The organism is Saccharopolyspora halophila, assembly GCF_039531955.1.
GTDB classification, from domain to species: Bacteria; Actinomycetota; Actinomycetes; order Mycobacteriales; family Pseudonocardiaceae; genus Saccharopolyspora; species Saccharopolyspora halophila.
The window spans coordinates 399,647-424,163 of record NZ_BAAARA010000008.1; the positions used below are offsets into that span (position 1 = coordinate 399,647).

The 24,517-nt window shown below is 69.4% G+C and carries 25 protein-coding genes, 1 tRNA gene and 1 riboswitch; of the genes, 11 read left to right on the plus strand and 15 right to left on the minus strand.

Features of this window, described 5'->3' with window-relative positions; genetic code table 11:
• Window positions 1-328: 328 nt before the first annotated feature.
• The 6 genes from ABD289_RS14420 to ABD289_RS14445 all read right to left on the minus strand — a co-directional run bounded on the left by ABD289_RS14420 (window position 329) and on the right by ABD289_RS14445 (window position 4,248).
• On the minus strand, window positions 329-715 hold the full coding sequence (locus ABD289_RS14420; RefSeq protein WP_344131623.1) for a hypothetical protein: 387 nt from the start codon (window positions 713-715) through the stop codon (window positions 329-331).
• 570 nt (window positions 716-1,285) lie between these two features.
• Window positions 1,286-2,002 carry an HIRAN domain-containing protein gene (locus tag ABD289_RS14425; RefSeq protein WP_344131626.1) on the minus strand — a complete coding sequence of 239 codons (717 nt, stop codon included), beginning with the start codon at window positions 2,000-2,002 and terminating at the stop codon, window positions 1,286-1,288.
• Window positions 1,992-2,882, minus strand: coding sequence for a HipA domain-containing protein (locus ABD289_RS14430; RefSeq protein WP_344131629.1), 891 nt, complete (start codon window positions 2,880-2,882; stop codon window positions 1,992-1,994). Before ABD289_RS14430 ends, ABD289_RS14425 begins: the two co-directional genes overlap by 11 nt.
• 152 nt (window positions 2,883-3,034) lie before the next feature.
• Window positions 3,035-3,106, minus strand: a tRNA-Val gene (locus tag ABD289_RS14435).
• A 103-nt stretch (window positions 3,107-3,209) separates the two neighbouring features.
• Window positions 3,210-3,674 carry a peroxiredoxin gene (locus ABD289_RS14440; protein ID WP_344131632.1) on the minus strand — a complete coding sequence of 155 codons (465 nt, stop codon included), beginning with the start codon at window positions 3,672-3,674 and terminating at the stop codon, window positions 3,210-3,212.
• A gap of 139 nt (window positions 3,675-3,813) precedes the next feature.
• Window positions 3,814-4,248 (minus strand): DUF3052 domain-containing protein, encoded by a 435-nt coding sequence (locus ABD289_RS14445; protein ID WP_344131635.1) that lies wholly within the window; start codon window positions 4,246-4,248, stop codon window positions 3,814-3,816.
• A gap of 298 nt (window positions 4,249-4,546) precedes the next feature.
• On the opposite strand from ABD289_RS14445, the gene aceE reads away from it, so the two are divergent.
• Window positions 4,547-7,309, plus strand: coding sequence for a pyruvate dehydrogenase (acetyl-transferring), homodimeric type (aceE, locus tag ABD289_RS14450; protein WP_344131638.1), 2,763 nt, complete (start codon window positions 4,547-4,549; stop codon window positions 7,307-7,309).
• A 95-nt stretch (window positions 7,310-7,404) separates the two neighbouring features.
• On the plus strand, window positions 7,405-8,448 hold the full coding sequence (locus ABD289_RS14455) for an isocitrate/isopropylmalate dehydrogenase family protein (protein WP_344131641.1): 1,044 nt from the start codon (window positions 7,405-7,407) through the stop codon (window positions 8,446-8,448).
• 40 nt (window positions 8,449-8,488) lie between these two features.
• Here ABD289_RS14455 and ABD289_RS14460 read toward each other — a convergent pair whose 3' ends face one another.
• Window positions 8,489-9,136 carry a nicotinamide mononucleotide transporter family protein gene (locus tag ABD289_RS14460; protein ID WP_344131644.1) on the minus strand — a complete coding sequence of 216 codons (648 nt, stop codon included), beginning with the start codon at window positions 9,134-9,136 and terminating at the stop codon, window positions 8,489-8,491.
• A gap of 93 nt (window positions 9,137-9,229) precedes the next feature.
• Window positions 9,230-9,359: riboswitch (FMN riboswitch) on the minus strand.
• A 149-nt stretch (window positions 9,360-9,508) separates the two neighbouring features.
• Here ABD289_RS14460 and ABD289_RS14465 point away from each other — a divergent pair.
• Window positions 9,509-9,745, plus strand: a complete 237-nt coding sequence (locus ABD289_RS14465) for a DUF3263 domain-containing protein (RefSeq protein ID WP_344131648.1) — start codon at window positions 9,509-9,511, stop codon at window positions 9,743-9,745.
• A 103-nt stretch (window positions 9,746-9,848) separates the two neighbouring features.
• On the opposite strand, the gene ABD289_RS14470 is transcribed toward ABD289_RS14465, so the two are convergent.
• Window positions 9,849-10,781, minus strand: coding sequence for a peptidoglycan recognition protein family protein (locus ABD289_RS14470; RefSeq protein WP_344131651.1), 933 nt, complete (start codon window positions 10,779-10,781; stop codon window positions 9,849-9,851).
• Between the two features lie 131 nt (window positions 10,782-10,912).
• Window positions 10,913-11,704: a mechanosensitive ion channel family protein gene (locus ABD289_RS14475; RefSeq protein WP_344131654.1), complete on the minus strand. Its 792-nt coding sequence runs from the start codon at window positions 11,702-11,704 to the stop codon at window positions 10,913-10,915.
• Between the two features lie 221 nt (window positions 11,705-11,925).
• Between ABD289_RS14475 and ABD289_RS14480 the strand changes: the two genes are divergently transcribed.
• The 6 genes from ABD289_RS14480 to ABD289_RS14505 all read left to right on the plus strand — a co-directional run bounded on the left by ABD289_RS14480 (window position 11,926) and on the right by ABD289_RS14505 (window position 17,421).
• On the plus strand, window positions 11,926-13,140 hold the full coding sequence (locus ABD289_RS14480) for a PucR family transcriptional regulator (RefSeq protein ID WP_344131657.1): 1,215 nt from the start codon (window positions 11,926-11,928) through the stop codon (window positions 13,138-13,140).
• A 186-nt stretch (window positions 13,141-13,326) separates the two neighbouring features.
• Entirely contained in the window at window positions 13,327-14,247 is a 921-nt protein-coding gene (locus ABD289_RS14485; RefSeq protein WP_344132085.1) for an ACP S-malonyltransferase, read from the plus strand.
• Window positions 14,244-15,224 carry a beta-ketoacyl-ACP synthase 3 gene (locus tag ABD289_RS14490; protein WP_344131660.1) on the plus strand — a complete coding sequence of 327 codons (981 nt, stop codon included), beginning with the start codon at window positions 14,244-14,246 and terminating at the stop codon, window positions 15,222-15,224. Before ABD289_RS14485 ends, ABD289_RS14490 begins: the two co-directional genes overlap by 4 nt.
• Window positions 15,225-15,289: 65 nt before the next feature.
• Window positions 15,290-15,529: an acyl carrier protein gene (locus tag ABD289_RS14495; RefSeq protein WP_344131663.1), complete on the plus strand. Its 240-nt coding sequence runs from the start codon at window positions 15,290-15,292 to the stop codon at window positions 15,527-15,529.
• Window positions 15,526-16,770 (plus strand): beta-ketoacyl-[acyl-carrier-protein] synthase family protein, encoded by a 1,245-nt coding sequence (locus ABD289_RS14500; protein ID WP_344131666.1) that lies wholly within the window; start codon window positions 15,526-15,528, stop codon window positions 16,768-16,770. Before ABD289_RS14495 ends, ABD289_RS14500 begins: the two co-directional genes overlap by 4 nt.
• A gap of 81 nt (window positions 16,771-16,851) precedes the next feature.
• On the plus strand, window positions 16,852-17,421 hold the full coding sequence (locus tag ABD289_RS14505) for a carboxyl transferase domain-containing protein (RefSeq protein ID WP_425564689.1): 570 nt from the start codon (window positions 16,852-16,854) through the stop codon (window positions 17,419-17,421).
• Window positions 17,422-17,637: 216 nt separating this feature from the next.
• Here ABD289_RS14505 and ABD289_RS14510 read toward each other — a convergent pair whose 3' ends face one another.
• Both ABD289_RS14510 and ABD289_RS14515 read right to left on the minus strand, forming a co-directional pair.
• Window positions 17,638-18,198 carry a hypothetical protein gene (locus tag ABD289_RS14510; RefSeq protein ID WP_344131670.1) on the minus strand — a complete coding sequence of 187 codons (561 nt, stop codon included), beginning with the start codon at window positions 18,196-18,198 and terminating at the stop codon, window positions 17,638-17,640.
• Window positions 18,199-18,253: 55 nt separating this feature from the next.
• Window positions 18,254-18,769: a DUF3145 domain-containing protein gene (locus ABD289_RS14515; RefSeq protein WP_344131673.1), complete on the minus strand. Its 516-nt coding sequence runs from the start codon at window positions 18,767-18,769 to the stop codon at window positions 18,254-18,256.
• A gap of 391 nt (window positions 18,770-19,160) precedes the next feature.
• Here ABD289_RS14515 and ABD289_RS14520 point away from each other — a divergent pair, with 391 nt between their 5' ends.
• Window positions 19,161-20,372: a hypothetical protein gene (locus ABD289_RS14520; RefSeq protein ID WP_344131676.1), complete on the plus strand. Its 1,212-nt coding sequence runs from the start codon at window positions 19,161-19,163 to the stop codon at window positions 20,370-20,372.
• Here the strand turns inward: ABD289_RS14520 and ABD289_RS14525 are convergent.
• The 3 genes from ABD289_RS14525 to ABD289_RS14535 all read right to left on the minus strand — a co-directional run bounded on the left by ABD289_RS14525 (window position 20,359) and on the right by ABD289_RS14535 (window position 22,664).
• A complete protein-coding gene (locus ABD289_RS14525) occupies window positions 20,359-21,003 on the minus strand; it encodes a hypothetical protein (RefSeq protein ID WP_344131679.1) in 645 nt (214 codons plus the stop codon). The genes ABD289_RS14520 and ABD289_RS14525 overlap by 14 nt on opposite strands.
• Window positions 21,004-21,111: 108 nt before the next feature.
• Window positions 21,112-22,125 (minus strand): hypothetical protein, encoded by a 1,014-nt coding sequence (locus ABD289_RS14530; protein WP_344131682.1) that lies wholly within the window; start codon window positions 22,123-22,125, stop codon window positions 21,112-21,114.
• Window positions 22,122-22,664 carry a SigE family RNA polymerase sigma factor gene (locus tag ABD289_RS14535; RefSeq protein ID WP_344131685.1) on the minus strand — a complete coding sequence of 181 codons (543 nt, stop codon included), beginning with the start codon at window positions 22,662-22,664 and terminating at the stop codon, window positions 22,122-22,124. Before ABD289_RS14535 ends, ABD289_RS14530 begins: the two co-directional genes overlap by 4 nt.
• A gap of 235 nt (window positions 22,665-22,899) precedes the next feature.
• Here ABD289_RS14535 and ABD289_RS14540 point away from each other — a divergent pair, with 235 nt between their 5' ends.
• Entirely contained in the window at window positions 22,900-23,724 is an 825-nt protein-coding gene (locus tag ABD289_RS14540; RefSeq protein WP_344131688.1) for an LLM class F420-dependent oxidoreductase, read from the plus strand.
• A 182-nt stretch (window positions 23,725-23,906) separates the two neighbouring features.
• Here the strand turns inward: ABD289_RS14540 and ABD289_RS14545 are convergent, their stop codons facing one another.
• Window positions 23,907-24,512, minus strand: coding sequence for a TetR/AcrR family transcriptional regulator (locus tag ABD289_RS14545; RefSeq protein WP_344131691.1), 606 nt, complete (start codon window positions 24,510-24,512; stop codon window positions 23,907-23,909).
• Between the last annotated feature and the right edge of the window lie 5 nt (window positions 24,513-24,517).

A 24,517-nucleotide genomic window follows, 5' to 3' on the forward strand; every position in this document is an offset into this window, starting at 1 on the left:
ACGACGCCGGTGCAGGACTTGAGCGTACTGATCTCCTGGCCGACATGCCGGCGACGAGCGTGCCCTCGATTCCCCGCGTTCGGTTGTAATCCGCCTCGCGTGACAGGAAGTCGGCAGGAAGAGGTGGAAGACGCAACATCGCCGGGCCAAGAACGACTTCCACGTGCGGCCGACTCGTGAAACCGTGTCCGCCTGCGTCTTCGGGGATCAGCCTGCGCGAAACGGCTCAACCTGGCCTTCCAGTTGATACGGGCACGGACGCGCAGCGAAATCTCCGGGCGCGCTGTGGGGGATCAGCGTGCACCTGATCCCCCACAGACTTTCCCGACTAGACCGTCTTGACCATCAGTGTGATCACTGCCGCGCCAGCTGAGACAAGTGCCCCCACTGCCGAGAAGCTCGCAGCGATCCCGTTAAAGCCCGAGAGCAGACGCTTGATCAGCTGACCCCAAGCTGACTTTCGAACGAACCACTTGAGCTTCTGCCACCGATGTTCCCTGATCCAGCAGCCCATCAGGATCCCGCTCGCGTTATTTCGACAGAACTCTTCTTTCCGGGTCTCAGCACAGCACCACACGGGAGCTTGAAAGAGACTGTAGAGAAAAGCTATTGCCGACAGAACGACCAGGATATTCGGCCCTAACGAACCGCTGAACCAGCCGTACACAACAACAATCGCAACAACGTATCCCCAGTACTTCCGTAGCGACTTCACGTGACGTCAACGTAGTTGATCAACGGCGATGCACCGCAGGACCAAACGGGTGTTTCTGGGGTGCGCGCCCTTTCAACACCCCTCGATCCCTGACCAGAATGCTCGACTCCGACGTAGCGAGCCGACGGGGCAATGGCGGCCACGACGCTGAGATCGAAGGGGACGACTGGGATGGATGCACCGCAGCGGGTGCGATCACGTTCGGCCCGGCGATCGCCGCCATCTTCAACAAGGCCTCTGGCTGGATTCACGCATCTTCCACGGCGACCTGCCCCCGGAAGACGACTGGCTCATCCGGAAGCGATAACACTGGAGTCAGCAAGCCACCACGATGATCCTCCCACCGCGCCCTGAGCCCCGCACGGGTGAACCGCGCCCTCCCTTGGCGTCGACCCAGCGGCGAGATCTCCCCGTCAGGAGCCCGAGGCAGGTGTTGCCCAAACCGCCCGAGGGCTGAGGTCCCACGTTGGAGCACTACCGCGAACCCGAGCGCAGTGCGTTGCTCATCACCGGCGTATGAGCGCTGCGAGCTGGTCGGCCGCATGGCGCAGCTGGCCGGGAGCTTGGAACCTATCCGGCTTCGATCTTGCACAGCAGGCGCAGGTGCGGCGGAGCATCCATGTTCACGCGCTCTGCGGTCAGGACCAGCGAGGATGCCTGGTTCCGCAGATTGTGCACATCGTCCACTAGCCAGTCGGGCACATAGCCGACGGGCTCATCCACGACCATGTCAATGAGAATCGCTCGGTTGTTGACCGGATTATCCGGTTCGCATCGCAGTTCGAGTCGCTGGCCTTCATGGAGCTGTTCGAGCCGCTCGTTCGCGCCGGGAACGTGTCGCACTCCGGACGCCAGGAATCGGCTGACCACGCTACCGTCCGACCCGAGACGCAGGTCATCGACAATGTGAAACGTGTCAGTAGCTCGCGGCGCACCGGTTCGCGCCATCACCTCGAACGGGGTGTCCGAGCCTGGTTCGTCGAGCCCGATCCAGTGCCGGTAGGTCGGGTACGAGTCTCGTCGGTGTGACATCACCCGGTTGCCGAAGAAGGCCGGAAGCTTGTCGGACACGTAGACCGAGTCGAAGTCCGGAAACTCGACCAATGGCTGGAAATCGCCGCGCCGTGCCGCTTCCAGGTAGCGGAACGCGTAGCGCCCGTCAACCAAGTGGTCAAGCGCGGCGACCCGCACGAACGCACGAGTCTCCGGGTTCTGCCAAATCAGGAGCAGTCGGCCTGCGCTGCGGACGGGGAGCGCCTGCATCTGGGTTAGCACCTCAGTCGCCATCGAGCACTCTCCTTCGGTTCACCGTCAGCAACTCTACACAGAAGCTACGGGCCGGGTCTGACATTATCGACGCTGGAACGCGCTGTACCAGCGCTTCCAGCTCGATTCGCTTGACGGCAGCCAGCCGTTCTAGCCAGTAACAGCGTGCTTCAGGCTCTGCCAGCGCCAAGGCACCCCTGGCGATTTCCACCAGGGTGGGCTGCCCCGCGAAGTGATGGCTGCGCCCTTTTCGCACCCAGGTCATGAGCTGATCCGGGTGTTCTACACAAGACCGCCGTTTGGAATCCTTCTCCTGGAAACCGAGGCAGTTGCCGTGATCATAAGACAGGTAAAGCCACCGTTCCGTTCCGCCGGTCACAGCCGCCCAGTTCTCATGGTGTCGGTCACGACCACCTATCCACGCGTCCAAGAGCAAATACCCGCACCACACGTCGAACGCCGTAAACCTGCTGAGGTCGTCGTGCCGCTCCGGCGGCAACACGTCGTTCAGGCACCGGCGAACAGCCTCGGGCGTATACCGTGGATTCGGACGACTGAGTTCTGGGTCGTAGTCAGGATCGACACGGCGGAGCAACTCGTTACCGTGCTCCAGCCTGCAGCCTGATGGCACGAGAGACCGGGAGACAATACCGCGCTTGTCGCCGTGCAGGGCTGGTCGGACCTCCACGGTTGGCACCCCGATGAGTTCCCCGAGCTGATGCGCGACCCACTCTGCCCAGTCCTCACCGCGTACGACGCCATCCCGCAGTCTGGCGTATTTGAACAACCACGAGGTGCCAGCAGGATCCCGGACCCAGTACTTCTCCTTTGTACCGAGCTGCTCTTCGGTTTCGTCGGAGTCCCACTCCTTGACTTCTACAGGATGCCAGGCTGGAAACATTTCGCTGCCATTTCGGGTTGGCCATAGTATCGACGTTGCCTCGGCCCCTGTAGGCCTTCTTAGAATCCGGCACGGGACCAACAGCAGAGGGCCCCACGTCCACGAAGAGTGACAAGGAACCTGGCAGAACCGTTATAGGCGTTCAAAGACGGTGGGCACAGTTGGGTTCGAACCAACGACCCCCTGCTTGTAAGGCAGGTGCTCTTCCGCTGAGCTATGTGCCCTGGTGGTGGTCGCACCGGCGGCGCCGGGTGAACACGCCGGAAACCTTACCGGGGTGTTCTGCCCGGTTTCGCAACCGGTCGACCACCTGTGCGCTGCGGCACGTCAGCTGGTGACCTCGGCCAGCGCCTTCTTCCAGACGTCCTGGTCGCGGGCCTCGCCCGGCTGGTTGACCTCGGCGAAGCGGACCTTGCCCTCGGTGTCGATGAGGAAGGTGCCGCGGTTGGCCATACCTGCGGCGTCGTTGAACACGCCGTAGGCCTTGGAGATCTCGCCGTGCGGCCAGAAGTCGCTCAGCAGCGGGAAGGTGTAGCCCTGCTGCTCGGCCCAGGCCTTGAGCGAGAACGGCGTGTCCACCGAGACGCCCAGAACCTGAACATCGTCGTTCTGGAACTCGCTGATGTCGTCCCGGACCTGGCAGAGCTCGCCCTGGCAGACCCCGCTGAACGCGAACGGGTAGAACACCAGAAGCACGTTCTTCTTGCCCCGGAAATCGGCCAGCGAGACCTTTTCCTTGTTGTAGTCGGGCAGCGTGAAGTCCGGCGCCTGCGCACCGACCTCGACCGTCATGAGAACACCCTCCTGCTCGAGGTGACCTTGTCGTCGCCGAACCTACACGCCGCGCGACTAGTGGGCACCGATGGCGCGCCACGGTGCCCACTGGCCGGACGTCATCGGGTTGGACGTCGTCGGTCGGACGTAGTTCGGTTCAGCGCCGTGCCTTGGCCCGGCGGTAGGCCAACCTGGTACCGATCCAGCCCTCGCTGATGCTGGAATTCCCGGTCTGGGCCAGGTTCGCCGTCGATGCCGCCTCCGCAATGTCGGCGGGCTCGACGTAGCCGTCCCGGCCGGTCTTGGGCGTCAGCACCCAGATAACCCCATCATCGGACAGGGGCGTCATCGCATCGAGAAGCGTGTCCGTGAGGTCACCGTCGTCTTCCCGCCACCACAGCAGCACGACATCGACCACTTCATCGGCGTCTTCGTCGAGCAGTTCGCTCCCGCAACGCTCCTCGATCCGGGCCCGGACATCGTCATCGACGTCCTCGTCCCAGCCGAGCTCCTGGACAACCATCTCCGGCTCGATGTCGAGCTTCTCGGCGACGTCGGCTTCGCCTTTACCGGCGTCTCCCGCGGCGACCACGGTTTGCTCACTCCTCCAATGCACCGGTGCGGTGACCATCCGGCCCCGCACGTCTTCTCAACCTGGCCGATAGCGAACACTGCGGACCGCTACCAGCGCAACTGCTAGGCGTACGACACGCCGTAGCAACGCGTTGAGATCCGACTCTAGACCGGCTTCGCCCGCACGGACAGCCCGCAGTCCCCGATAACCCGGATCCGGTACCTACATCCGCGCCGGATATGCGGGACGATGGCAGTGTCGGATGTCACCTTCCGATCGACCCTGCCACGCATCCCGACGTAGTCGAGGAGTTCCCTTGTCCCCGCTCAACAACGACGCAGCCGCTACCCAGCGGGTCCGGGTAATCCGGGAAGGCCTTGCCTCTCACCTGCCCGATATCGACCCCGAGGAAACCGACGAGTGGCTGCAGTCCTTCGATTCGGTGCTTTCGGCCGGCGGGCAGCAGCGCGCCCGCTACCTGATGCTGCGCATGCTGGAGCGCGCCCGCGAGACCGGAGTCGGCGTCCCCTCGCTGACCAGCACCGACTACGTCAACACCATCCCGACCGAGCAAGAGCCGTGGTTCCCCGGCGATGAGGAGACCGAGCGCCGCTACCGGGCGTGGATGCGCTGGAACGCCGCTGTGATGGTGCACCGCGCGCAGCGTCCGGGCGTGGGCGTAGGCGGCCACATCTCCTCGTTCGCCTCCTCGGCCAGCCTCTACGAGGTCGGGCTCAACTGGTTCTTCCGCGGCAAGGACCACCCCGGCGGTGGCGACCACCTCTACCTGCAGGGACACGCCTCCCCCGGCATCTACGCGCGCGCGTTCCTGGAAGGCAGGCTCAGCGAGCACCAGCTCGACGGGTTCCGGCAGGAGCACTCGCACGCCGGGGACGGCGGCGGCCTGCCGTCCTACCCGCACCCGCGGCTGATGCCGGACTTCTGGGAGTTCCCCACCGTGTCGATGGGCCTCGGCCCGATGAACGCGATCTTCCAGGCCCGGTTCAACCGCTACCTGCACGACCGCGGCATCTCCGACACCTCCCAGCAGCGCGTGTGGGCCTTCCTCGGCGACGGCGAGATGAACGAGCCCGAGTCGCGCGGGCTGCTGCACACCGCGGCCAACGAGGGCCTGGACAACCTCACCTTCGTGATCAACTGCAACCTGCAGCAGCTGGACGGGCCGGTGCGCGGCAACGGCAAGATCATGCAGGAGCTGGAGGCGTTCTTCCGGGGCGCCGGCTGGAACGTGATCAAGGTGATCTGGGGCCGCGAGTGGGACTCGCTGCTGCACGCCGACCGGGACGGCGCCCTGGTCAACCTGATGAACACCACGCCGGACGGCGACTACCAGACCTACAAGGCCAACGACGGCGCCTTCGTCCGGGAGCACTTCTTCGGTCGCGACCCGCGGACCAAGGAGATGGTCAAGCACCTCACCGACGACGAGATCTGGGGCCTGCGCCGAGGCGGGCACGACTACCGCAAGGTCTACGCCGCGTACAAGGCTGCCACCGAGCACCACGGGCAGCCGACGGTCATCCTGGCCAAGACGATCAAGGGCTACGGCCTGGGCGCGCACTTCGAGGGCCGCAACGCCACGCACCAGATGAAGAAGCTGACCGTCGAGGACCTGAAGCTGTTCCGCGACAGCCTGCGGATCCCGATCCCCGACGAGCAGCTCGACCCGTACCTGCCGCCCTACTACCACCCCGGCCAGGACTCCCCCGAGATCCAGTACATGCAGGAGCGGCGCAGCCAGCTCGGCGGGTACCTGCCCGAGCGGCGGGCGAAGTCCAAGCCGCTGGTGCTGCCCGGCGACCAGGTCTACGAGGTGATCCGGAAGGGCTCCGGCAAGCAGGAGGTCGCCACCACGATGGCGTTCGTCCGGCTGCTCAAGGACCTGGCCAAGGACAGCGGGATCGGCGAGCGGATCGTGCCGATCATCCCGGACGAGGCGCGGACCTTCGGGATGGACTCGATGTTCCCGTCGCAGAAGATCTACAACCCGAACGGGCAGCTGTACACGCCGGTGGACTACCAGCTGATGCTCGCCTACCGGGAGAGCGAGCAGGGCCAGATCCTGCACGAGGGCATCAACGAGGCGGGCTCGACGGCCTCGTTCACCGCCGCGGGCACCAGCTACGCCACGCACGGCGAACCGATGATCCCGGTCTACATCTTCTACTCGATGTTCGGCTTCCAGCGCACCGGCGACGGGTTCTGGGCCGCGGCCGACCAGATGGCGCGCGGGTTCGTGCTGGGCGCCACCGCGGGACGCACCACGCTGACCGGTGAGGGCCTGCAGCACGCCGACGGGCACTCGCAGCTGCTGGCCGCGACCAACCCGGCGGTGATCGCCTACGACCCGGCCTGGGCGTTCGAGGTGGCGCACATCGTCAAGGACGGGCTGCGCAAGATGTTCGGCGAGGACCCGGAGAACGTCTTCTACTACCTCACGGTCTACAACGAGCCGTACCAGCAGCCCGCGGAGCCCAGCGGACTGGACGTGGACGGCCTGCTGCGCGGGTTGTACCGCTACCAGGCCGCGCCGTCGGGTTCCGGGCCGCGCACCCAGCTGATCAGCTCCGGCGTGATCCTGCCGCAGGTGGTCAAGGCCGCGCAGATGATGGCCGAGGAGTGGGGCGTGCGGGCCGACGTGTGGTCGGCGACGTCCTGGTCGCAGCTGCGTCGCGAGGCCGAGCAGATCGACCGGCACAACCTGCTGCACCCGGACGCCGAACCGCAGGTGCCGTACGTGACCCGCGCGCTGTCGCAGTCCGAGGGCCCGGTCGTGGCGGTCAGCGACTGGATGCGCGCGGTACCGGACCTGATCCGGCCGTGGGTGCCCAACGAGATGGTCAGCCTCGGCGCCGACGGCTTCGGGTTCTCCGACACCCGTCCCGCCGCCCGCCGGGTGTTCCTGGTCGATGCCGAGTCGACGGTGGTCGCCGCGCTGCAGGCGCTGGCCCGGGCGGGCCAGGTCGACAAGAGCAAGGTCGTCGAGGCGGTCCGCAAGTACCGCCTGGACGACGCGCAGGCGGCGGGCCCGCAGACCTCGGACTCGGGCGTGGCCTGACCCGCGAGCCCTCCGGCGGTCGCGCACGAGCGTGCCGGCCGCCGGAGGGCCTCCGGTCGTCGGACGGGCTTCGGCCCTGGTTCATACTGCGGCGCATGGTGCGGATCGGCTGCGTTGACGGTGACGGGATCGGGCCGGAGCTGATGGATTCCACCCGCGAGATCCTGCGGGCGGCGGCCGAGCTCGACGGTGTCGAGCTCTCGTTCGGGCAGGAGTCCGGCGGTGCCGGGACCTACCTGGCGACCGGCGAACCGCTCGCGCCCGGAGCGCTGGAGCGCTTCCGGACCGACTACGACGCGGTGCTCAAGGGCCCGGTCGGCCTGCCCGAGGTGCGCAAGCCGGACGGCACCGAAGCGGGCGTGCTCGGCGGTGTGCTGCGCAACGGCCTCGACACCTTCGCGAACGTGCGCCCGGTGCGGCTGCTTCCCGGCGTGCCCGGGACCGCGGAGCGGATCGACTACGTCCTGGTGCGGGAGAACACCAAGGGCCTGTACCTGTCCAGGGGCAGCGGGGTGCGCAACGAGCACGCGGCCAGCGATCAGCTGCTGATGACCCGCGCCGGGGTGGAGCGCGTGGTCCGCTTCGCGTTCGAGACCGCGCGCGGGCGCCGGGGCGCCCCCGAGGACGGGGTGCGGCGGGTGACCTGCGTAGACAAGAGCAACGTCCTGCGCAGCTTCGCGTTCTTCCGGGACGTCTTCGACGAGATCGCCGCGGCGTACCCGGACATCGAGGCCGAGCACCGCTACACCGACGCGGCCGCGCACGACCTGGTCGCCGATCCGGGGCACTTCGACGTGCTGGTCACCGAGAACTTCGTCGGCGACATGCTCAGCGACCTCGGCGCGGCTACCGTCGGCGGCCTGGGCATGTGCCCGGCGGCCAACATCGGCGACGCGGCGGCCTACTTCGAACCCGCTCACGGCAGCGCGCCGGGAATCGCCGGGCAGGACCGGGCCAACCCCATCTCGCAGGTGCTCTCGGCCGTGCTGCTGCTGGAACACCTCGGCCTCGCCGGGACCGCGAACCGCATCGCCTCGGCCGTCGAGTCGGCTTGCGCGGACGGCGCGATCCGGCTGACCGGCGGCGTCCCGGAAGGCGGCACGAAGGCCGCCACCGCGGCGATCACCGACCGGCTCTGAGACCTGCCCGCTCACTCGTGGCGCGCGGGACGCCGCCGCGTCAGGCCTCGGCGGAGGTCGGCTGCTGGGCGCGCTGCAATCGCGCGGTGCGGTTCCAGCTCCAGAAGCCGTGGATCACCAGCGCCGCGAAGACCAGGTAGATGGCCGCGCTGAAGTGCAATCCGGAGGCGAACTGCAGCGGCACGCCGACCGCGTCGACGGCCAGCCAGACCAACCAGAACTCGACCAGTCCGCGCCCCTGCGCCCAGAACGCCACGGCGGTTCCCACGAAGATCCACGCGTCCGGCCAGGGCGCCCAGGAGGCGTCCAGCGCCGAGAGCAGCAACGCGAACGCGGACGTGCCGGCGGCCAGCACGCCCACCAGCACCAGGCGTTCCAGCCCGGTCGCGCGGCGGATCGCCACGCCGTAGACCGGGTCGGTGCGGCGCTTCCAGGCCCACCAGCCGTACACCGAGATCAGCAGGATCACGACCTGCCGGATCGCCAGCCCGCCAAGGTGAGCCGAGGCGTAGACGGCGAACAGCAGCACCGTCGCCGAGACCTGGACCGGCCAGGTGGCGACCCATCGGCGCTGCGCGAGGAAGACCACGGCGAGCGCGCATAGCTGCCCGACCAGTTCGGCCCACGAAATGTGCTGGCCCAGCACGGTGATCCCGTTGTCCAGCAACCACTGCCCCACTGCTTGCACGCCCGCTCCTCCCGCCTGGACGCGCCGGGGCGTGCGCGGGCCGTCGAAGCGCCCGCGGCACCGAAAGCGCGCGCACGCGGGCAACGACCGCCCGTGCGCGTCCTCTCATCCGGACTATCACCGTCGGTACCGGAGTTCCACCGGTTCGGCCGGCTCCCCATCCCGGGAGCGGTTCGCGGACTGTCACCGCCGGTTCGGATTTTCACCGAGCCCCGGAGCGCACGAGTTCGTACGAATCCGTCCAACATCATTCGCCCGCGGATCTGTTCCCGGCAGCGGAGGTAAGCCGGATCACAGCTGCCCGGATGGCCGATCGAACAGGCGTGCCCTGATCGGTAGACTCGATCAGTCAGATCCGAGGAGGGAGCGCCGATGAACGACACCGACCGCGCCATCCTCGCTTTCGAGCTCGAGCACTGGCACTACCCGGGCAACAAGGAGCGCATCATCCAGGAGCGCTTCGGGTTCTCGCCCAACCGCTACTACCAGCGGCTCAATCGGCTGCTCGACGAGCCCGAGGCCCTGGCGCAGCAGCCCGCGCTGGTCAAGCGGCTGCTCAACCGGCGCGACCAGCGCGCTCAGCGCCGCCGGGTCACGCACGAGAGCTAGGCCCGCTCGCGGGTTGCTCTGCCACTCCCGCTGCGTGCCACACCGGCGGCCGTTCCGACTGCGGAACCCGGCTCGTGCCACGCGGGTTCGCACCCGGAAGCTCCTAGCGCTGCGCGGGCTGCCGTTGTTGTTGAATGCGGACCAGCTCGGCCAGCAGCGGAGCGGCCTCCTGCGGGGAGAGGGCCTCGAAGGCCGCTTTGATCGCAACCGGCCCCTGAACCGGTGCGTGCGCGCCCTTTTCCGGAACCGGCGCTTTCCCCGGCCCGGGCGCCTGCCCCGCCGGGGCACCTTCCGGCGCCTTCTGCGCCGCGGGCTCGTCGTCCGCGGGCACCACTTTGTTGACCAGGTCCACGAGCATCGCCACGATCGTGCGCGGGCCGACCTCGGTCTGCCAGCCCCTGATCTCACCGTTGGGCCCGCGCGGACCGAGCAGTTCGTGTTCCAGGCGCCGCAGCACGGCATCCTGCTCCGGAGTCATCTCGTCCTCCCGATCCTTGCCCACCAAGTCGGCGCGGAAGCGATCCATGTCCACGTGCCCTGGGTCGATCTTGCCGGTCACGCTGGTCTCCTTGTGCCCGCGCGCGGCTTCCACCGGCAGTCCGAGGTGCCGCAGCACGGCGTGCGTCGCGGTGATCGCCGCGCCGTACTGCTCCGGGCTGGGCCCCTGCTCGACGCCCTGGTAGTCCCATTCGAAGCCGACGTAGAGCGTGTTGCCGTCACCGGCGGGATTCGGGCCCGAAGCCTTGGCCTCGCCCGCGTGGTGGGCCCGGCCCGCCGCGATCAGGTGCACCACGCCGTCGAAGCCGATGACCGCGTGGCACAGCGGCCCGGGCAGATCGGATCGCCCGTCGATGCACAGCCGCACGCTGGGCGCCGGATCCTCGTAGGAGGCCGGCGTGGCGGTGTGGTGCTCGAGCACCCCGATCGGCGCGGGCTGCTCTCCGGAAGCGGTGCGTTCCCGCCAGCCACCGGTCTCCACCACCGCCAGCCCTTCCGCGCGCAGCACGTCGGCGAGCCAGTCCAGCGGCAACGCCACGGGCGATCACCCCCAGGTCCGATCTCCTCCGGCTCATGGTGTCCGGACTCCACGCGCCCGAATACAGCCAACGGCGTGAAAAATCGGGGCCCACCCGATGGGCGGACCCCGATTCATCCAGTGCGCTCAGGTCACTGCTGCGGCGGCTGCTCCCCCGGCTGCGGCATCTGCTGAGTCTGCTCGGCGCTCGCGGCACCGCCTGCGGCACCGCCTGCGGCACCGGCGGAGGCACCGGCGGAGGCACCGGCGGAGGCACCGCCCTTGCCGCCGAACTGCTGCTCGGCGTTGTCCAGCCAGCGGCTCCAGCGCTGCTGCATCGGCTGGATCAGACCACCGCCGACGCCGACGATGATCACGCCGGCGGCCGCGGCGAGCGCCGCGATCAGCACCGGGGTGGTCACGGTGACGGCGATGCCGATCTGGTTCAGCGCCGCGATGATGCCCAGCGCGAGGATGACGCCGAACGCGATCTTGCCCATCAGCGGGCCCACCGGGCGGTTGCCCAGCGCGCTCTGGACCAGGTCGCCGACCGCGCGACCGATCGCCGCGGCGACCAGAACGAGCACGACCGCCACCAGAATGTGCGGCAGGAACAGCACGACCTGGTCGATGAGGTCCTTCACCGCGTTCGGGCCGAATGCGCTCAGCGCCAGCTGCAGGAAGATTAGGAAGATGAAGTAATAGACCAGCTTGACCAGAATGTCAGCGATATCGATGTTCGAGTTCTTGGTCATGTCGCCGAGGCCGGACTTGGCGATGAGCTTGTTGAACCCGAGCCGGTTGAACAGCATCGAAATGGCCTTGGAGACGGCCTTCGCGATCAGCCACCCGACCAGCAGAAGGATCAGGAAGACGATCAGCTTCGGCACGAAGGTGGCAACCGCCGACCAGGCCGCCGCCAATCCCTGTTGGAGAGCTCCCACTATTTCTCCTCAAAAGCAAAAGGTGAAGTCGCGTCGTCGCGGAATCGTTCTCGATCAACTTCGGAGCGGCAACTACAACATGCCCCACGAATTGATGAATGCGACCACACGATAGGTAACATAGTGATTACTTAGCGCGTTCGAACATGGATCGGCGACCTCGCTCACGCCTTCCGCCCGCCGTGCAACGGGGCAAATCGGCGGCGTGCGATTCTGTGGCCATGAGTACCGAAGACGCTGGTGAGCGGGACACCGGTACACGCACTGAAATCTCGGCAACCACCCTGCGCGGCATCGAACGGGCCTCCGGCGGCCTGGCCACGGCCAGCATCACCGCGATGGAGCAGCAGCTTTCGTGGTTCAACCGGCTGCCCGCCGACCAGCGGGCCAGCGTGCAGCTGGTGACCCAGACCGGCGTGGCCAACTTCGTGGCCTGGCTGGAGGACCCCACCCAGTCGATCCGGCTGACCGCCGAGGCGTTCCGGCACGCGCCCCAGGACCTCTCCCGCTGGGTCAGCCTCCGCCAGACCCTGGAACTGGTGCGGGTCGCCATCGACATCTTCGAGCAGGACCTGCCCGGCCTGGCCGAGCAGGAGCACGAGGAAGCCCTGCTGCGGGAGTCGATCCTGCGCTACACCCGCGAGGTCGCCTTCGCCGCGGCCACCTCGTACGCGGCCGCGGCCGAGGCCCGCGGCGCCTGGGACGCCCGGCTCGAAGCGCTGGTGGTGGACGGCATCGTGCGTGGCGACGCCGAGGAATCGCTGCTGTCCCGCGCCGCCGCGCTCGGCTGGGACCCGGGCTCGGAAGCCACCGTGCTGGTCGGCACGGCGCCCTCGGACGACCCGCCGACCATCGTCTACCAGGTGCGCAGCAGGGCCGCCCGGGTCGGCTGCCCGGTGCTGCTGAGCGTGCAGGGCACCCGTCTGGTCGTGGTCTTCGGCGGCAGCGGCGAAGGCCGGGGACGCGAGCAGACCGTCGACCGGCTCGCCGAGGCGTTCGGCGACGGCCCGGTGGTCGTCGGCCCCACCACCCCCAGCCTCGCCGAGGCGCACCGCTCGGCGGGCGACGCGATGTCCGCGCTGCGGGCCGTCGTGGCCTGGCCGACCGCGCCCCGGCCGGTGCCCTCGGGCGACCTGCTGCCCGAGCGCGCCCTGGCCGGTGACCCCGAGGCCGAGCGCCAGCTGGTCGAGCAGATCGTGCTGCCGCTGGCCGATGCGGGCGGAGCGCTGATGGATACCGTGGACACCTACCTCGAGGTCGGCGGTGTGCTGGAGAACTGCGCCAAGCAGCTCTACGTGCACCCGAACACCGTCCGCTACCGCCTCCGCCGCGTCGCCGAGCTCACCGGCCGCACGCCCTCGAACGCCCGGGACGCCCACGTGCTGCGGAGCGGGCTCGCGGTCGGCAGGCTCGCCAAGGCGCGCGGGCTGTGGTGACCAGCCCGGGGGCCGCCGAAGCGGCTCCGTCACCTGTCGGCCACGTACGGGTCAAGTTCAACAACATTGCGAGATGTTTCCGGACCGGGTACGCGCCTCGGTTGTAGACACTCCACAATTTTGCCCGCCGGACTTCGTTTCTCCCGGCATCACCCCGATCAAGCCTTGGAGTGTTCAGTGTCAAGTGTGATCGCGCTTCTCGCCCCCGGACAGGGGTCGCAGACCCCAGGGATGCTTAACCCGTGGCTCGAGCTCGACGGCGTCGCCGAACGGCTGGCCGCTTGGTCGGAGCTGACCGGCCTGGACCTGACCCGCCTCGGCACCACCGCCGACGCGGAGGAGATCAAGGACACCGCCGTCACGCAGCCGCTGGTGGTCGCCCTGTCGCTGATCGCCGCCGACGAACTGCGGCGCCGGGTGAACGTCCCGGCCGACGCCCCGGTCGCGGGCCACTCCGTGGGTGAGCTCGCGGCGGCCGCGGTGGCGGGCGCGCTGAAGTCGGACGACGCGGTGGCCCTCGCCGCGGTGCGCGGCCGGGAGATGGCCGCGGCCTGCGCCCTCGAGCCCACCGGCATGTCCGCGCTGCTCGGCGGTGACGAGGCGGCCGTGCTCGCGCACCTGGAGAAGCTGGGCCTGGACCCCGCCAACCGCAACGCCACCGGCCAGATCGTGGCCGCGGGCAAGACCGGCGCGCTCGAGCAGCTGGCCGCCGAGCCGCCGAGCGAAGCCCGGGTCCGCCCGCTGCCGGTCGCCGGGGCCTTCCACACCCGGTTCATGGCTCCCGCCAAGGAAGCCATGGCCAAGCACGCCCAAGAGGTCAAGGCCAGCGACGCCGAGCGGCCGCTGCTGTCCAACGCCGACGGCGCGGTGGTCACCGACGCGGGCGAGATCCTGCGCCGCCTGGTCAACCAGGTGACCAGCCCGGTCCGCTGGGACAGCTGCATGGCCACCCTCGCCGATCGCGGCGTCGACGCGGTCGTGGAGTTCCCGCCCGCAGGCACCCTGGCCGGGCTGGTGCGCCGCGAGCTCAAGGGCGTCAAGACCGTCGCCCTCAAGACCCCTGCCGACCTGGACAAGGTCGCCGAACTGATCGGGAGCCCCGAGTGAGCCTGCCCCGCATCGCCACCAATCCCGCCATCGCGGGGACCAAGCTGCTGGGCTTCGGTAGCACCCAGGGCAACCGGATCGTCACCAACGACGACCTGGCCGAGTTCGTCGACACCAACGACGAGTGGATCCAGCAGCGGGTGGGCATCGTGCACCGCCGCCTCGCCGACGACGACCAGACCGTGGTCAGCATGGCCGTCGAGGCCGGGGCCAAGGCCGTCGCCGACTCCGGGCTGAGCCCGTCCGATGTGGACCAGGTGGTCGTCGCGACCTGCACCATGCCCGGTGGGATCCCGAACGCCGCCGCGCAGGTGGCCGATCAGATCGGGATCAAGGCCAAGGGCGCCTACGACCTCAACGCGGCCTGCGCCGGGTTCGTCTACGCGATCTCGCAGGCCTCCGACGCCGTTCGCGCCGGTTCGGCGCGCAACGTGCTGGTGATCGGCTCCGAGCGGTTCCAGGAATGGCTGGACTGGGAGGACCGCGCGAACTGCATCATCTTCGCCGACGGCGCGGGCGCCGCGGTGGTCGGCGCGGCCGAGGAACCGCAGCTGGGACCCGGTGTGCTGGGCAGCGCGGGCGACCTGGTCGACACCATCTACCTGCGCGAGAACAAGTACATCTACCAGGAGGGCCAGTCGGTCTTCCGTTGGGCGACCACGCAGATCGCCCCGGTCGCGGCGCGCGCGGTCGAGGCCGCCGGGCTGCAGCTGTCCGATGTGGACGTGGTGGTGCCGCACCAGGCCAACCTGCGCATCGTCGAGGCCATCACGCGCAAGCTGCAGAACCTGGGTGCCCGCGATGACCTGATCATGGCGCGTGACATCGTCTACTCCGGCAACACCTCGTCGGCATCGATCCCGCTGTCCATCGACCACATGCGATCGGCCGGGGAAATCCCGAGCGGGGCCGTGATGCTGCTCGTGGGCTTCGGAGCCGGGCTGTCCTACTCTGCCCAGGTCGCCGTCTGCCCCTGACACCCAGAAACCGCCGCGGGCTTCCTGCGCCCGCGGTTCAGCAAGAACCAGGAAGGGAAAACCCAGTGTCGAACGAAGAAATCACCTCCGGTCTGGCCACCATCGTCGAGGAGGTCGCCGGTGTCGACGCCGCCGACGTGACCACCGACAAGTCCTTCGTCGACGACCTGGACATCGACTCGCTGTCCATGGTGGAGATCGCCGTGCAGGCCGAGGACAAGTTCGGCGTCAAGATCCCGGACGACGAGCTGGCCAACCTCAAGACCGTCGGTGATGCGGTGGATTACATCACCAAGAACGCATGACCACGGATGTCGTGATCACCGGGCTGGGCGCGACGACGCCGCTGGGCGGTGACGTCGCGTCCACCTGGGACGGACTGCTCAACGGGAGGACCGGTGTCCGCCGCCTGGAAGCCGAGTGGCTGGACACCTACGAGCTGCCCACCAAGATCGGCTCGCCGCTGGCGGTCGAGCCGAGCGAGGTGCTGCCCCGCGTGCAACTGCGGCGGATGGATCGCTGCGAGGCCATCGCGGTGATCGCCGCCCGCGAGGCGTGGGCCGACGCGGGCATCGAGATGCCCACCGACGAGTCCGAGGCCGTGGACCCGGACCGGCTCGGGGTCTCGCTGGGCACCGGCATCGGCGGCCCGCTGACCCTGCTGGAGCAGAACGATCTGCTCAAGGCCTCGGGACTGCGCAAGGTTTCGCCGCTGACCGTGCCGATGCTGATGCCCAACGGCCCGGCCGCCATGGTCAGCCTGGACCTGCGCGCTCGTGCCGGTGTGCACTCGCCCGCTTCGGCGTGCGCTTCCGGCGCCGAAGGGCTCGCCAAGGGCTTCGACATGATCCGGTCCGGCCAGGCCGATGTGGTCGTGGCCGGTGGCGCGGAGGCCTGCATCCACCCGATCACCGTCGCCGGCTTCAACCAGGCGCGGACCCTGAGCACCCGCAACGACGACCCGGACCGCGCGTCCCGGCCGTTCGACGTGGACCGCGACGGGTTCGTCATGGGCGAGGGCGCCGGCGTGGTCGTGCTGGAGAGCGCCGAGCACGCCAAGGCGCGCGGGGCCCGGGTCTACGGCAGGCTGGCCGGTACCGGGATCAGCTCCGACGCGTACCACATCACCGGGAGCCACCCGGACGGCTTGGGTCAGATCTCGGCGATGCGCAAGGCGCTGGAGACCGCCGAGCTCACCGCGGGCGACATCGGGCACGTCAACGCGCACGCGACGTCCACTGTGGTGGGTGACGTGGGCGAGGCGAACTCGGTGCGCAAGGCCATCGGCGACGGCGCGGCGGTAACCGCGCCGAAGGGCTCGCTGGGTCACCTCGTCGGCGGCGCGGGCGCGGTGGAGAGCATCGTGACGGTTCTGGCGCTGCACCACGGCGTCATTCCGGCGACCCGCAACCTCGAAACGCTCGACGAGAAGGTGGAGCTGGACGTGGTTGCCGACAAGCCGCGGCACGTCGAGCACACCGCCGCGATCAACAACGCCTTCGGCTTCGGCGGGCACAACGTCGCACTCGCCTTCGCCAAGGCATAACCGCAGCTGACGGCGGGGACGGGCGCTCGGCCCGTCCCCGCCGTTCTCATGTGCGACTCGTTCGGCATCCCGCTGCTGGTGATGGTCGACGTGCCCGGATACTTGCCGGGTGTCGGTCAGGAGTGGGGCGGCGTGGTGCACTGCGGTGCGAAACTGCTGCACGCCTTCGGCGAGGCCGTGGTGCCGCGCGTGACGCTGGTGACTCGCAAGGCCTACGGCGGCGCCTACATCGCGATGAACTCCCGCGCGCTCGGCGCCACCGCGGTGTTCGCCTGGCCGGAAGCCGGAGCGGCCGTGATGGGTGCCAAGGCCGCCGTCGAGGTGCTGCACCCGCAAGAAGATCGCCGCGACCCCCGAAGAGGACCGCGAGGCCGTCATCGAGGACCTCACCGAGGAGCACCAGCGAGTGGCCGGCGGCGTCGACCGCGCCATGTCGATCGGGGTCGTCGACGAGATCATCGACCCGAAGACCACCCGCACCCGCATCGCCGAAGCCCTGTCCACCGCCCCGGACCACCGAGGCACCCACAACAACATCCCGCTCTAACCCGCAAGCTGACAGTTTTGCCTAAAACTGTGCGGACATCTCCGCCAGCCGCACCGCCACGCACACGGCAAGCGGAAAATCTCCTTGCAGGCTCACAGCTTTAAGGGTCCTTGCCGAGCGCGGTGGAGCCGCTGTTTCAGGTGGGGGACTCAGCCTGCGCCGCCGCGGGTTCTCAGACGTCGTCGGGCGAGGACAGCCGCAGCGCCGCGTAGGTGGCTACTCAAGTCGCGGATCCCGCAGCCCGGCGGCGTCTGAGGTTCCGCTCCCGGCACCGCCACGCAAACCCCGAACTGAAATATCCCCCTGGGCAGACGTGTCGATCAGCAGGGTGCGGCGATGGAGCTGTTGGGGAGCTTGCTGATGTCGAGCTGGGCGCTCCCGTTGCCCGAGAGGACCACCGGGTAGACGACGTTCCACTGCACGCAGCGCGATTTCACCTCGGGTGGAGCGTCCTCGAGGTCCTGCTCGCTCTTGAAGCTCATCATCACCAGCGCAGAACGATCCTTGGCCGGGTCGATGCGGTCGACGCGGATGTCGTAGTCGCGAGTGGAGTCGTAGGCCTCGTGCCACTGCCCCTTCGGCAGCTCCTTCCACTTGCTCGGAGGCACCGTGGACCGCCACAGCTCGTAGTTCTTGTGGTTGATGCTGTCGAAGTAGTTGTCCAGCAGGCCCTCGATGATCCGCTGGTCGGGATAGGCCGCGGCGTCCGGCGAGTACGCCACCCCGGACCGCGAGATGCGGTCCTCGACAGGCTCGTCCCCGGAGCGCTCGGCCGACGCGGCGGCCGCCCCGTACTCGCGCTGGGCGAGCACCGCGCCGCCGAAGGCGGCGGCGAGCAGCACGACGAGACCCAGCGGTATCCCCCATTTCAGCCAACCCACGCCACCAGCTTGGCACAACGGGGTCAGCGCGTGGGCCGGTTCCCGCGGGTTCGCCTCAGCCCACCCGGTGCAGCCAGGTCACCGGCGCACCGTCACCGGCGCGGCGGAACGGTTCCAAGGCGTCGTCCCAGGCCGTGCCGAGCAGCTGGTCGACCCGGTGCCCGAAGGCCTCCGGGCCCTTGGTGTTGGCCGCCAGCGTACGCAGTTGATCTTCGCTGACCATGATGTCACCATTGGCACCGGTGCAGGCGCGCCACAGGCCGAGTCCGGGTGCATGACAGAAGCGCTGTCCGTCGATGCCGGGACTCGGGTCCTCGGTGATCTCAAAGCGCAGCATCGGCCACGCGCGCAGGGCGGTAACCAGACGCGCGCCGCTACCCGGCTCGCCCGTCCAGTTGCACTCCGCGCGGAGCTGCCCTGGGGCTGCCGGTTGCGCCGTCCAGCGGAGTTCCGTCCGTATGCCGAGTGCGCCGGAAATCGCCCACTCGACGTGCGGGCAGACCGCAGACGGCGACGAGTGGACGTAGACCACACCGGTGGTGTGGCCACGGTCGCTGCCACGGGTGCTCACTGCTGACCTCCGCTGTTCGACGAGGGACGTCTTCCCCTACGACCTCACGAACCCGACGATCACCAGATTGCGGCGTCATTCTGCATTGCCGGTGGAGATCTCCGCCACCTCCGGAGAGCCGGTTCACCACGCCTGAAACTCGCCGCGAACGGCCCGTCGCCATACCCGACCGACTGCTCCGTTCTGCTGAAATCGCAGATCCCGGGCGCGGCAAAGGTGTTTCACGTTCCCTCGGACGCACCAACTCAGGCACGACAACAGGCCAAAAGAGTCCACTCGAATGGGCGAAAGCATGATCCCGGGGACAGCGGACGCGACCCCCGGCTAACGTCTGTGGTCGGCGCACCGGCGGTGAGAGAGCCCGGAGCGCAGCCGTCCTGGGAGGTCTCGAATGCACGTGGTGCGCCTCGGCGAACCATCGGCGTCGGTCGGCGCCGACGTCCGGGCGGCGCTGACCGCGTGGGGTGCGGGCGAATCGGTGCTGGGCGGGGTCGCGGTGCTGGGCTGCCGCCCGCCGGGGAGCCCGCGGCCGCTGGAAGCGGTGATCGTCCAGCCGCGCGGGATCGTGGTGGTGCTGGGCGTCGACCTGCCCGAACCGGCTGCGAAGCTGGACGCACCGCTGAGCACCCCGTGGACCGTCGACGGGTGGCCGCTGGTGCGCGCCGAGGGCAAGGTCAATCCCGGCCAGGACGCCCTCGAGTCGGCGGCCGCGCTGGCGCGCAGCGCGCAGTCGCGCGGGCTGGAACCGCTGCCGGTCGCCGCGATCGCGGCGGTGGGACCGTACGCGGGGCAGATCACCCAGCCAACCGCTGACCTGCACCGCGGGGTGCGGGTCGTCTCGCCGAACACGACCACCGTGCTGTCCGCCGCGCGCGAGCTGGCCACCTACGAGTGCCCCTGCTCGGTCGAGCAGGCGCAGGAGCTGCTGCGACTGCTCGGCGTGCACGCCGAACGCGACCTCGACACCGGAAAGCTGCTGGCCGAGGGATTCCCGGCATCCCCGGAGATGGAGCTGGCCGAACGCGCCACGACGCTGATCCCCAGATACACCGATCCCAGCGCTCCCGCGCGAGCGAACCCGCGGCGCACCAAGCTGATCGTCGGCGCGGCGGCCGCGCTGGTGCTGTTGTGCGCGGTGCTCGCGGTGGCGCTGCTGACAGCACCGAGCCCGGAGCCCACCGCCGTGCAGCAGGTCGACGGCGTGCGGTTCACCGAGCGCTCGGTGTCCACGGACGGCTCCTGCGCACGGCATTCCTTCGGCGACGTCCAACGCTGGTTCGAGCAGCACCCGTGCGTGAACCTGCGCCGCGAAGCGCACGACGCCCGGGCGAGCGGCGGCCCGATCTCGGTCTCGGTTGTCGTCGTGACCCTGGGCGACCCCGGCGCCGCCGCGGAGCTGCGCGCGATGGCGACCGCGACGGGCACCGGCGGCATCACCGCCCTGGGCGGTCCGGAGCGATTCGCCGACGCGGCGCGGGCCGTCCAGCAGGAGGGCGGGAGCGTGCGGATCGTGCAAGCCGCCTGGTCCGGGCGCGACTCGAACCCCGAGGACGTGGCGCTGCGCGCGATGACCGAACGGGCTCTCCGGCTCACCCCGCGCTAGACCGCGGCGATTCCTCGGCGACCGGGTCGTCCCCGCTGCGCGCGCTCGGGATCACCCGCGGCCCGCGAGTCAGGTAAGGCCTGCCGAGCCGGGAGAGGAACAGCATCGGGGCGAACAGCGGCACGACCGCCGACAACGCCGCGGCCGTGACTCCGGCGCGCAGGACGTCCGGTGGCAGCAGAGTGGTGAAGCCGAAGTGCCGGGCGAGCTGGGCGGCGGCCCACAGCACCGCGACGAAGCCGATCATGGTGGCCAGGGCGAACAGGATCGCGGGCCGGTACCCCACGCGCTCCGCCCCGAGCATCACCGCCACCCAGCCGAGCAGCGCGGGCGCCTGTCCCCGCTCGGTCGTGGCGGCCCACAGCAATCCGCCCAGAACGACGAGCGCGCCCCCGCCCTCGTGCCAGGCCACGGCCAGCTGGTCGGCCCATCGCCCGTCGACGAACCCGACCCGGGAGCCGAACCCGCCGAGCACGCCGAGCGCGGTCGGCGCCCCCACCGCGGCGACGTAGTGCCCGAGGATCCAGGCCAACGTCCACGACGACACGACGAACGCCACGACTTGCTGCCACCGCGGTCGCTGCAAAGCCACCCGGCACAACCGCACCACTTCAACCCGCTGCGTGCGCACGGACCACTCCACCCGTTCGAGGAAAACCGGAGCACATGCTCCCGTTCGGTGGCCGCCGAACGCGACGATTGGTCACATCGGGGGCGTGTCCGTCCGATCGCGGCCCGGTCAGAAGGTGGCCGGACCGTCCGTGCAGTACCCTTCCCGATCGCAGGCTGGCGGGATCCGCTTCACGTCCGCGCCGTCGACCAGCCACTGGCCCCGATCGATCGCCGAGACCAGGAAGCGGCCCACCTCGTCGGCGGAGAGGTCCGGTTTGCCCGGTCGCAGCCCCGGGGTCTCGAAGGGCGTGCCCGCGCTGCGCTTGCGCCCCGTGTCCCCGTCGTAGGTCGCCACCCGTGCGCGCCCGGAGGAACAGTTCACCGGTTCCAGCGCGGCGACCGCGTCCTCGCGCCAGGCGATCGCCAGCGGGCCGCACTCGGGGTTGCCGCGCAGCGCCACCGAACCATCCAATGTGGTCACATCCGTACCCGCGATCACGACCTCGCGGTTCGACCCGCGCTCGACCAGCAGGGCCAACCTGCCGTCGTCGGCGAGCGCCAGGTCGAGCACGGTCATCCCCCGCACCGGCAGATCCCGCCTGCCGTTGGGCCCGAGCGCCACGACGTAGTTGGCACCGTCCACGTAGGCCACGCGCCCGCCGCCCGCGGTCAGCGCACGGCCGTCGGCGACGGTGGCGATCTTCTCGCGCTCCCCGTCCCGGGTGATCTCGACGACTCCGCGGCCCTTCTCGGTCGAAACCGGGATGAACACCCGTCCCGCGTCGGTGGCCAGATCCGAGCCGTCGGCGCCGACGACCCGCGCGACCTCGCCCTTCTGCCGCCCGGTCCGCACGTCGAAGGCGGCGATCACGCCGGGCTTGGTGCTGGCGACGTAACTGTCCGGCTGCACGGCGATCGGAGTGCTCCGCGGCTGCGCGAAGTAGCCCGCCAGCACGGCGATGAACGTCGCGCAGGCCAGAGCCGCGGACACGCCCACCAGCACCGGCCTGCGCCTGCGCGCGCGCCTGCGACGCGCCGCCGACAGCAGCTTCGGCAGCGCGTCGGGCGCGGGCTCGACGTCCTCGACCAGCCGGTGCAGCTGCGCGCGCACCAGCTCGGCGTCCTCGGTGCCCTGACTCAAACCCGCTCCCCCAACAACGCCGAAAGCTTGGACACGCCGCGCGAGCAGTACGACTTCACCGTGCCCGGGCTGCAGCCCATCACCTCGGCCGTCCGGGACTCGCTGAGATCGGCGTAGTAGCGCAGCACGACAGCTTCCCGCTGCCTGCGCGGGAGTTCGTTCAGCGCCTGGGCCAGCACCATCCGGTCCATCCCGCGCCCGTTGTCGTCGGGCGCGTGTTCGTCGGTGGCCAGCTGCGCCCGATACCTGCGGAACACGGCGCGCTTGCGCAGCGCCGAACGGGCTCCGTTGACCACCGCGGTGCGCAGGAAGGCCAGCGCCTTGTCCGGGTCCTGCAAGCGCGTCCGCGAGTTGAACACGCGCAGGTACGCCTCCTGCACCACGTCCTCGGCCGCGGCGCGTTCGTCCACCAGCAAGGCCGCGATCCGCAGCAGCTGCTTGTAGTGCTGCTGGTACAGATCGGTCAGCTTGCTCGTCAGCTCATCCATCTCCGCCAGCCCGTCGCCCGGCCGGGCGGTCGCGGGCAAAGCGATCGACACCGTCACACTCGTGCATGACGCCCGAGACCCCTTCGTAGGTTGTGATCGGATCGGCGCGATTCATCGACTTCGCTGCGCCCAGCAGCGGTGCAGTCTACCCAGCGCGAGCGTCCGCGATCACCGATTCGCGCGAATCCCGCGAATTTCGGCCGTTCACGCCAGTTCGAGTCTGACCTTGCTGAGCGGGCGACGCGGCGGTACTCCTGTTGGCACAGCCACTTCGAGGAGGGTCCCGGTGAAATTCGGCGTTTCCACCTTCATCACCGACGAGGGCATCGCCCCGGCCGACCTCGGCAGAGGTCTCGAGGAACGCGGGTTCGACGCCCTGTTCATCGCCGAGCACACGCACATCCCGGCCAGCCGGGAAACGCCCTATCCGGGCGGCGGTGACCTACCGCGCATCTACTACCGCACGCTGGACCCGTTCGTGGCGCTGTCGGCGATCGCCTCGGTGACCGAGCGGCTGAAGCTGGCGACCGGGATCGCGCTGATCGTCGAGCGGGATCCGATCACCACGGCCAAGGAGGTCGCCAGCCTGGATCTGATCTCGAACGGCCGGGCGATCTTCGGCGCGGGCGCGGGCTGGAACCGCGAGGAGATGCGCAACCACGGCACCGACCCGCGCACTCGCGGCAAGCTGATGGACGAGCGGATCCGCGCGATGCGCGAGATCTGGACCGCCGATGCCGCCGAGTTCCACGGCGACCACGTCGACTTCGACCCGATCTACGCCTGGCCCAAGCCGGTGCAGCGACCGCACCCGCCGATCTACGTCGGCGGGGAGAGCGAGCGGTCGATGGCCCGGGTCGCCGAGTACGGCGGCGGCTGGCTGCCGCGCGGGGGCACCGAGAAGCTGGGCGATCTCATCGCCGAGGTCCGCGATCGCGCCGGCTGGCGGGTCCCGGTGTCGGTCTACGCCGCACCGCCGGACCGGGAGGAGCTGGCCTCCTACGTCGAGGCGGGCGTGGACACCGCCCTGCTGCTGCTCCCGACCCGGCGCCGCGACGAATCCCTGCGGCAGCTGGACGAATTCGCCGAGATCGCCCGCTCGCTGGGCTGAGGAGGTGCTTCAGCTCGGTTTGCTCGGCCGTGCAGGTGTTCTCGCCCGACGAGGTCTGAGAACCCGAGGCCGCGCCGGCCGAGTCCGCACCGCGCGGCTACCGCCGCGTGCTGAAAGGCCCGCTGCGCCAGCCCGACGCGACGAACCGCCCCGGCGAAGTCGCTTCGCCGGGGCGGTTCCCTTCACCCGGTTTCTCGGATGCCCGTCAGGGCCGTGTCCACGAGCCTGTCCACGTAGTCCGGGGACTCAGTCCCCAGCAGCGCGGGTGGCGTGGTGTTGACGTGGTTGGTGACCGCACCGGCGACGAGATCGGCCACCAGGGCCACCGAGGTGGTCTCCGGGAGCTCGCCGCGCGCGATGCCCCGGTGGACGATCGCCCGGGTCGCGCGGATGTGCTCCGGATAGGGGTCGTCGGCCATGGCCGCGGCCAGGTCCGGGAAGAACTGCGCGTCGACGTTGAGCCGCAGGATCAGCGCGCCTTCCTCGGTGCGCAGGTAGTCGCGCCAGCCGCGCGCGAACTCCAGCAGGTCGGCGCGCAGCTCGCCGGTGTCGATCTCGGCGATGAACCCGACCCGCTCGCGCACCGCGGTGATCAGCAACGATGCCTTGTCGGGCCACCGCAGGTACAGCGAGCCCTTCCCTATCCCAGAGCGGCGGGCGACCTCGTCGAGCGAGAACCCGCTCCAGCCGCGCGCGGCGTAGACCCCGCGCGCCGCCCGCAGCGCTCGCGGCTCGAGTTCGGGGTCGCGGGGCCTACCGGCCCGCTGCGCCTTCGCCACGTTCCTCATGCTGG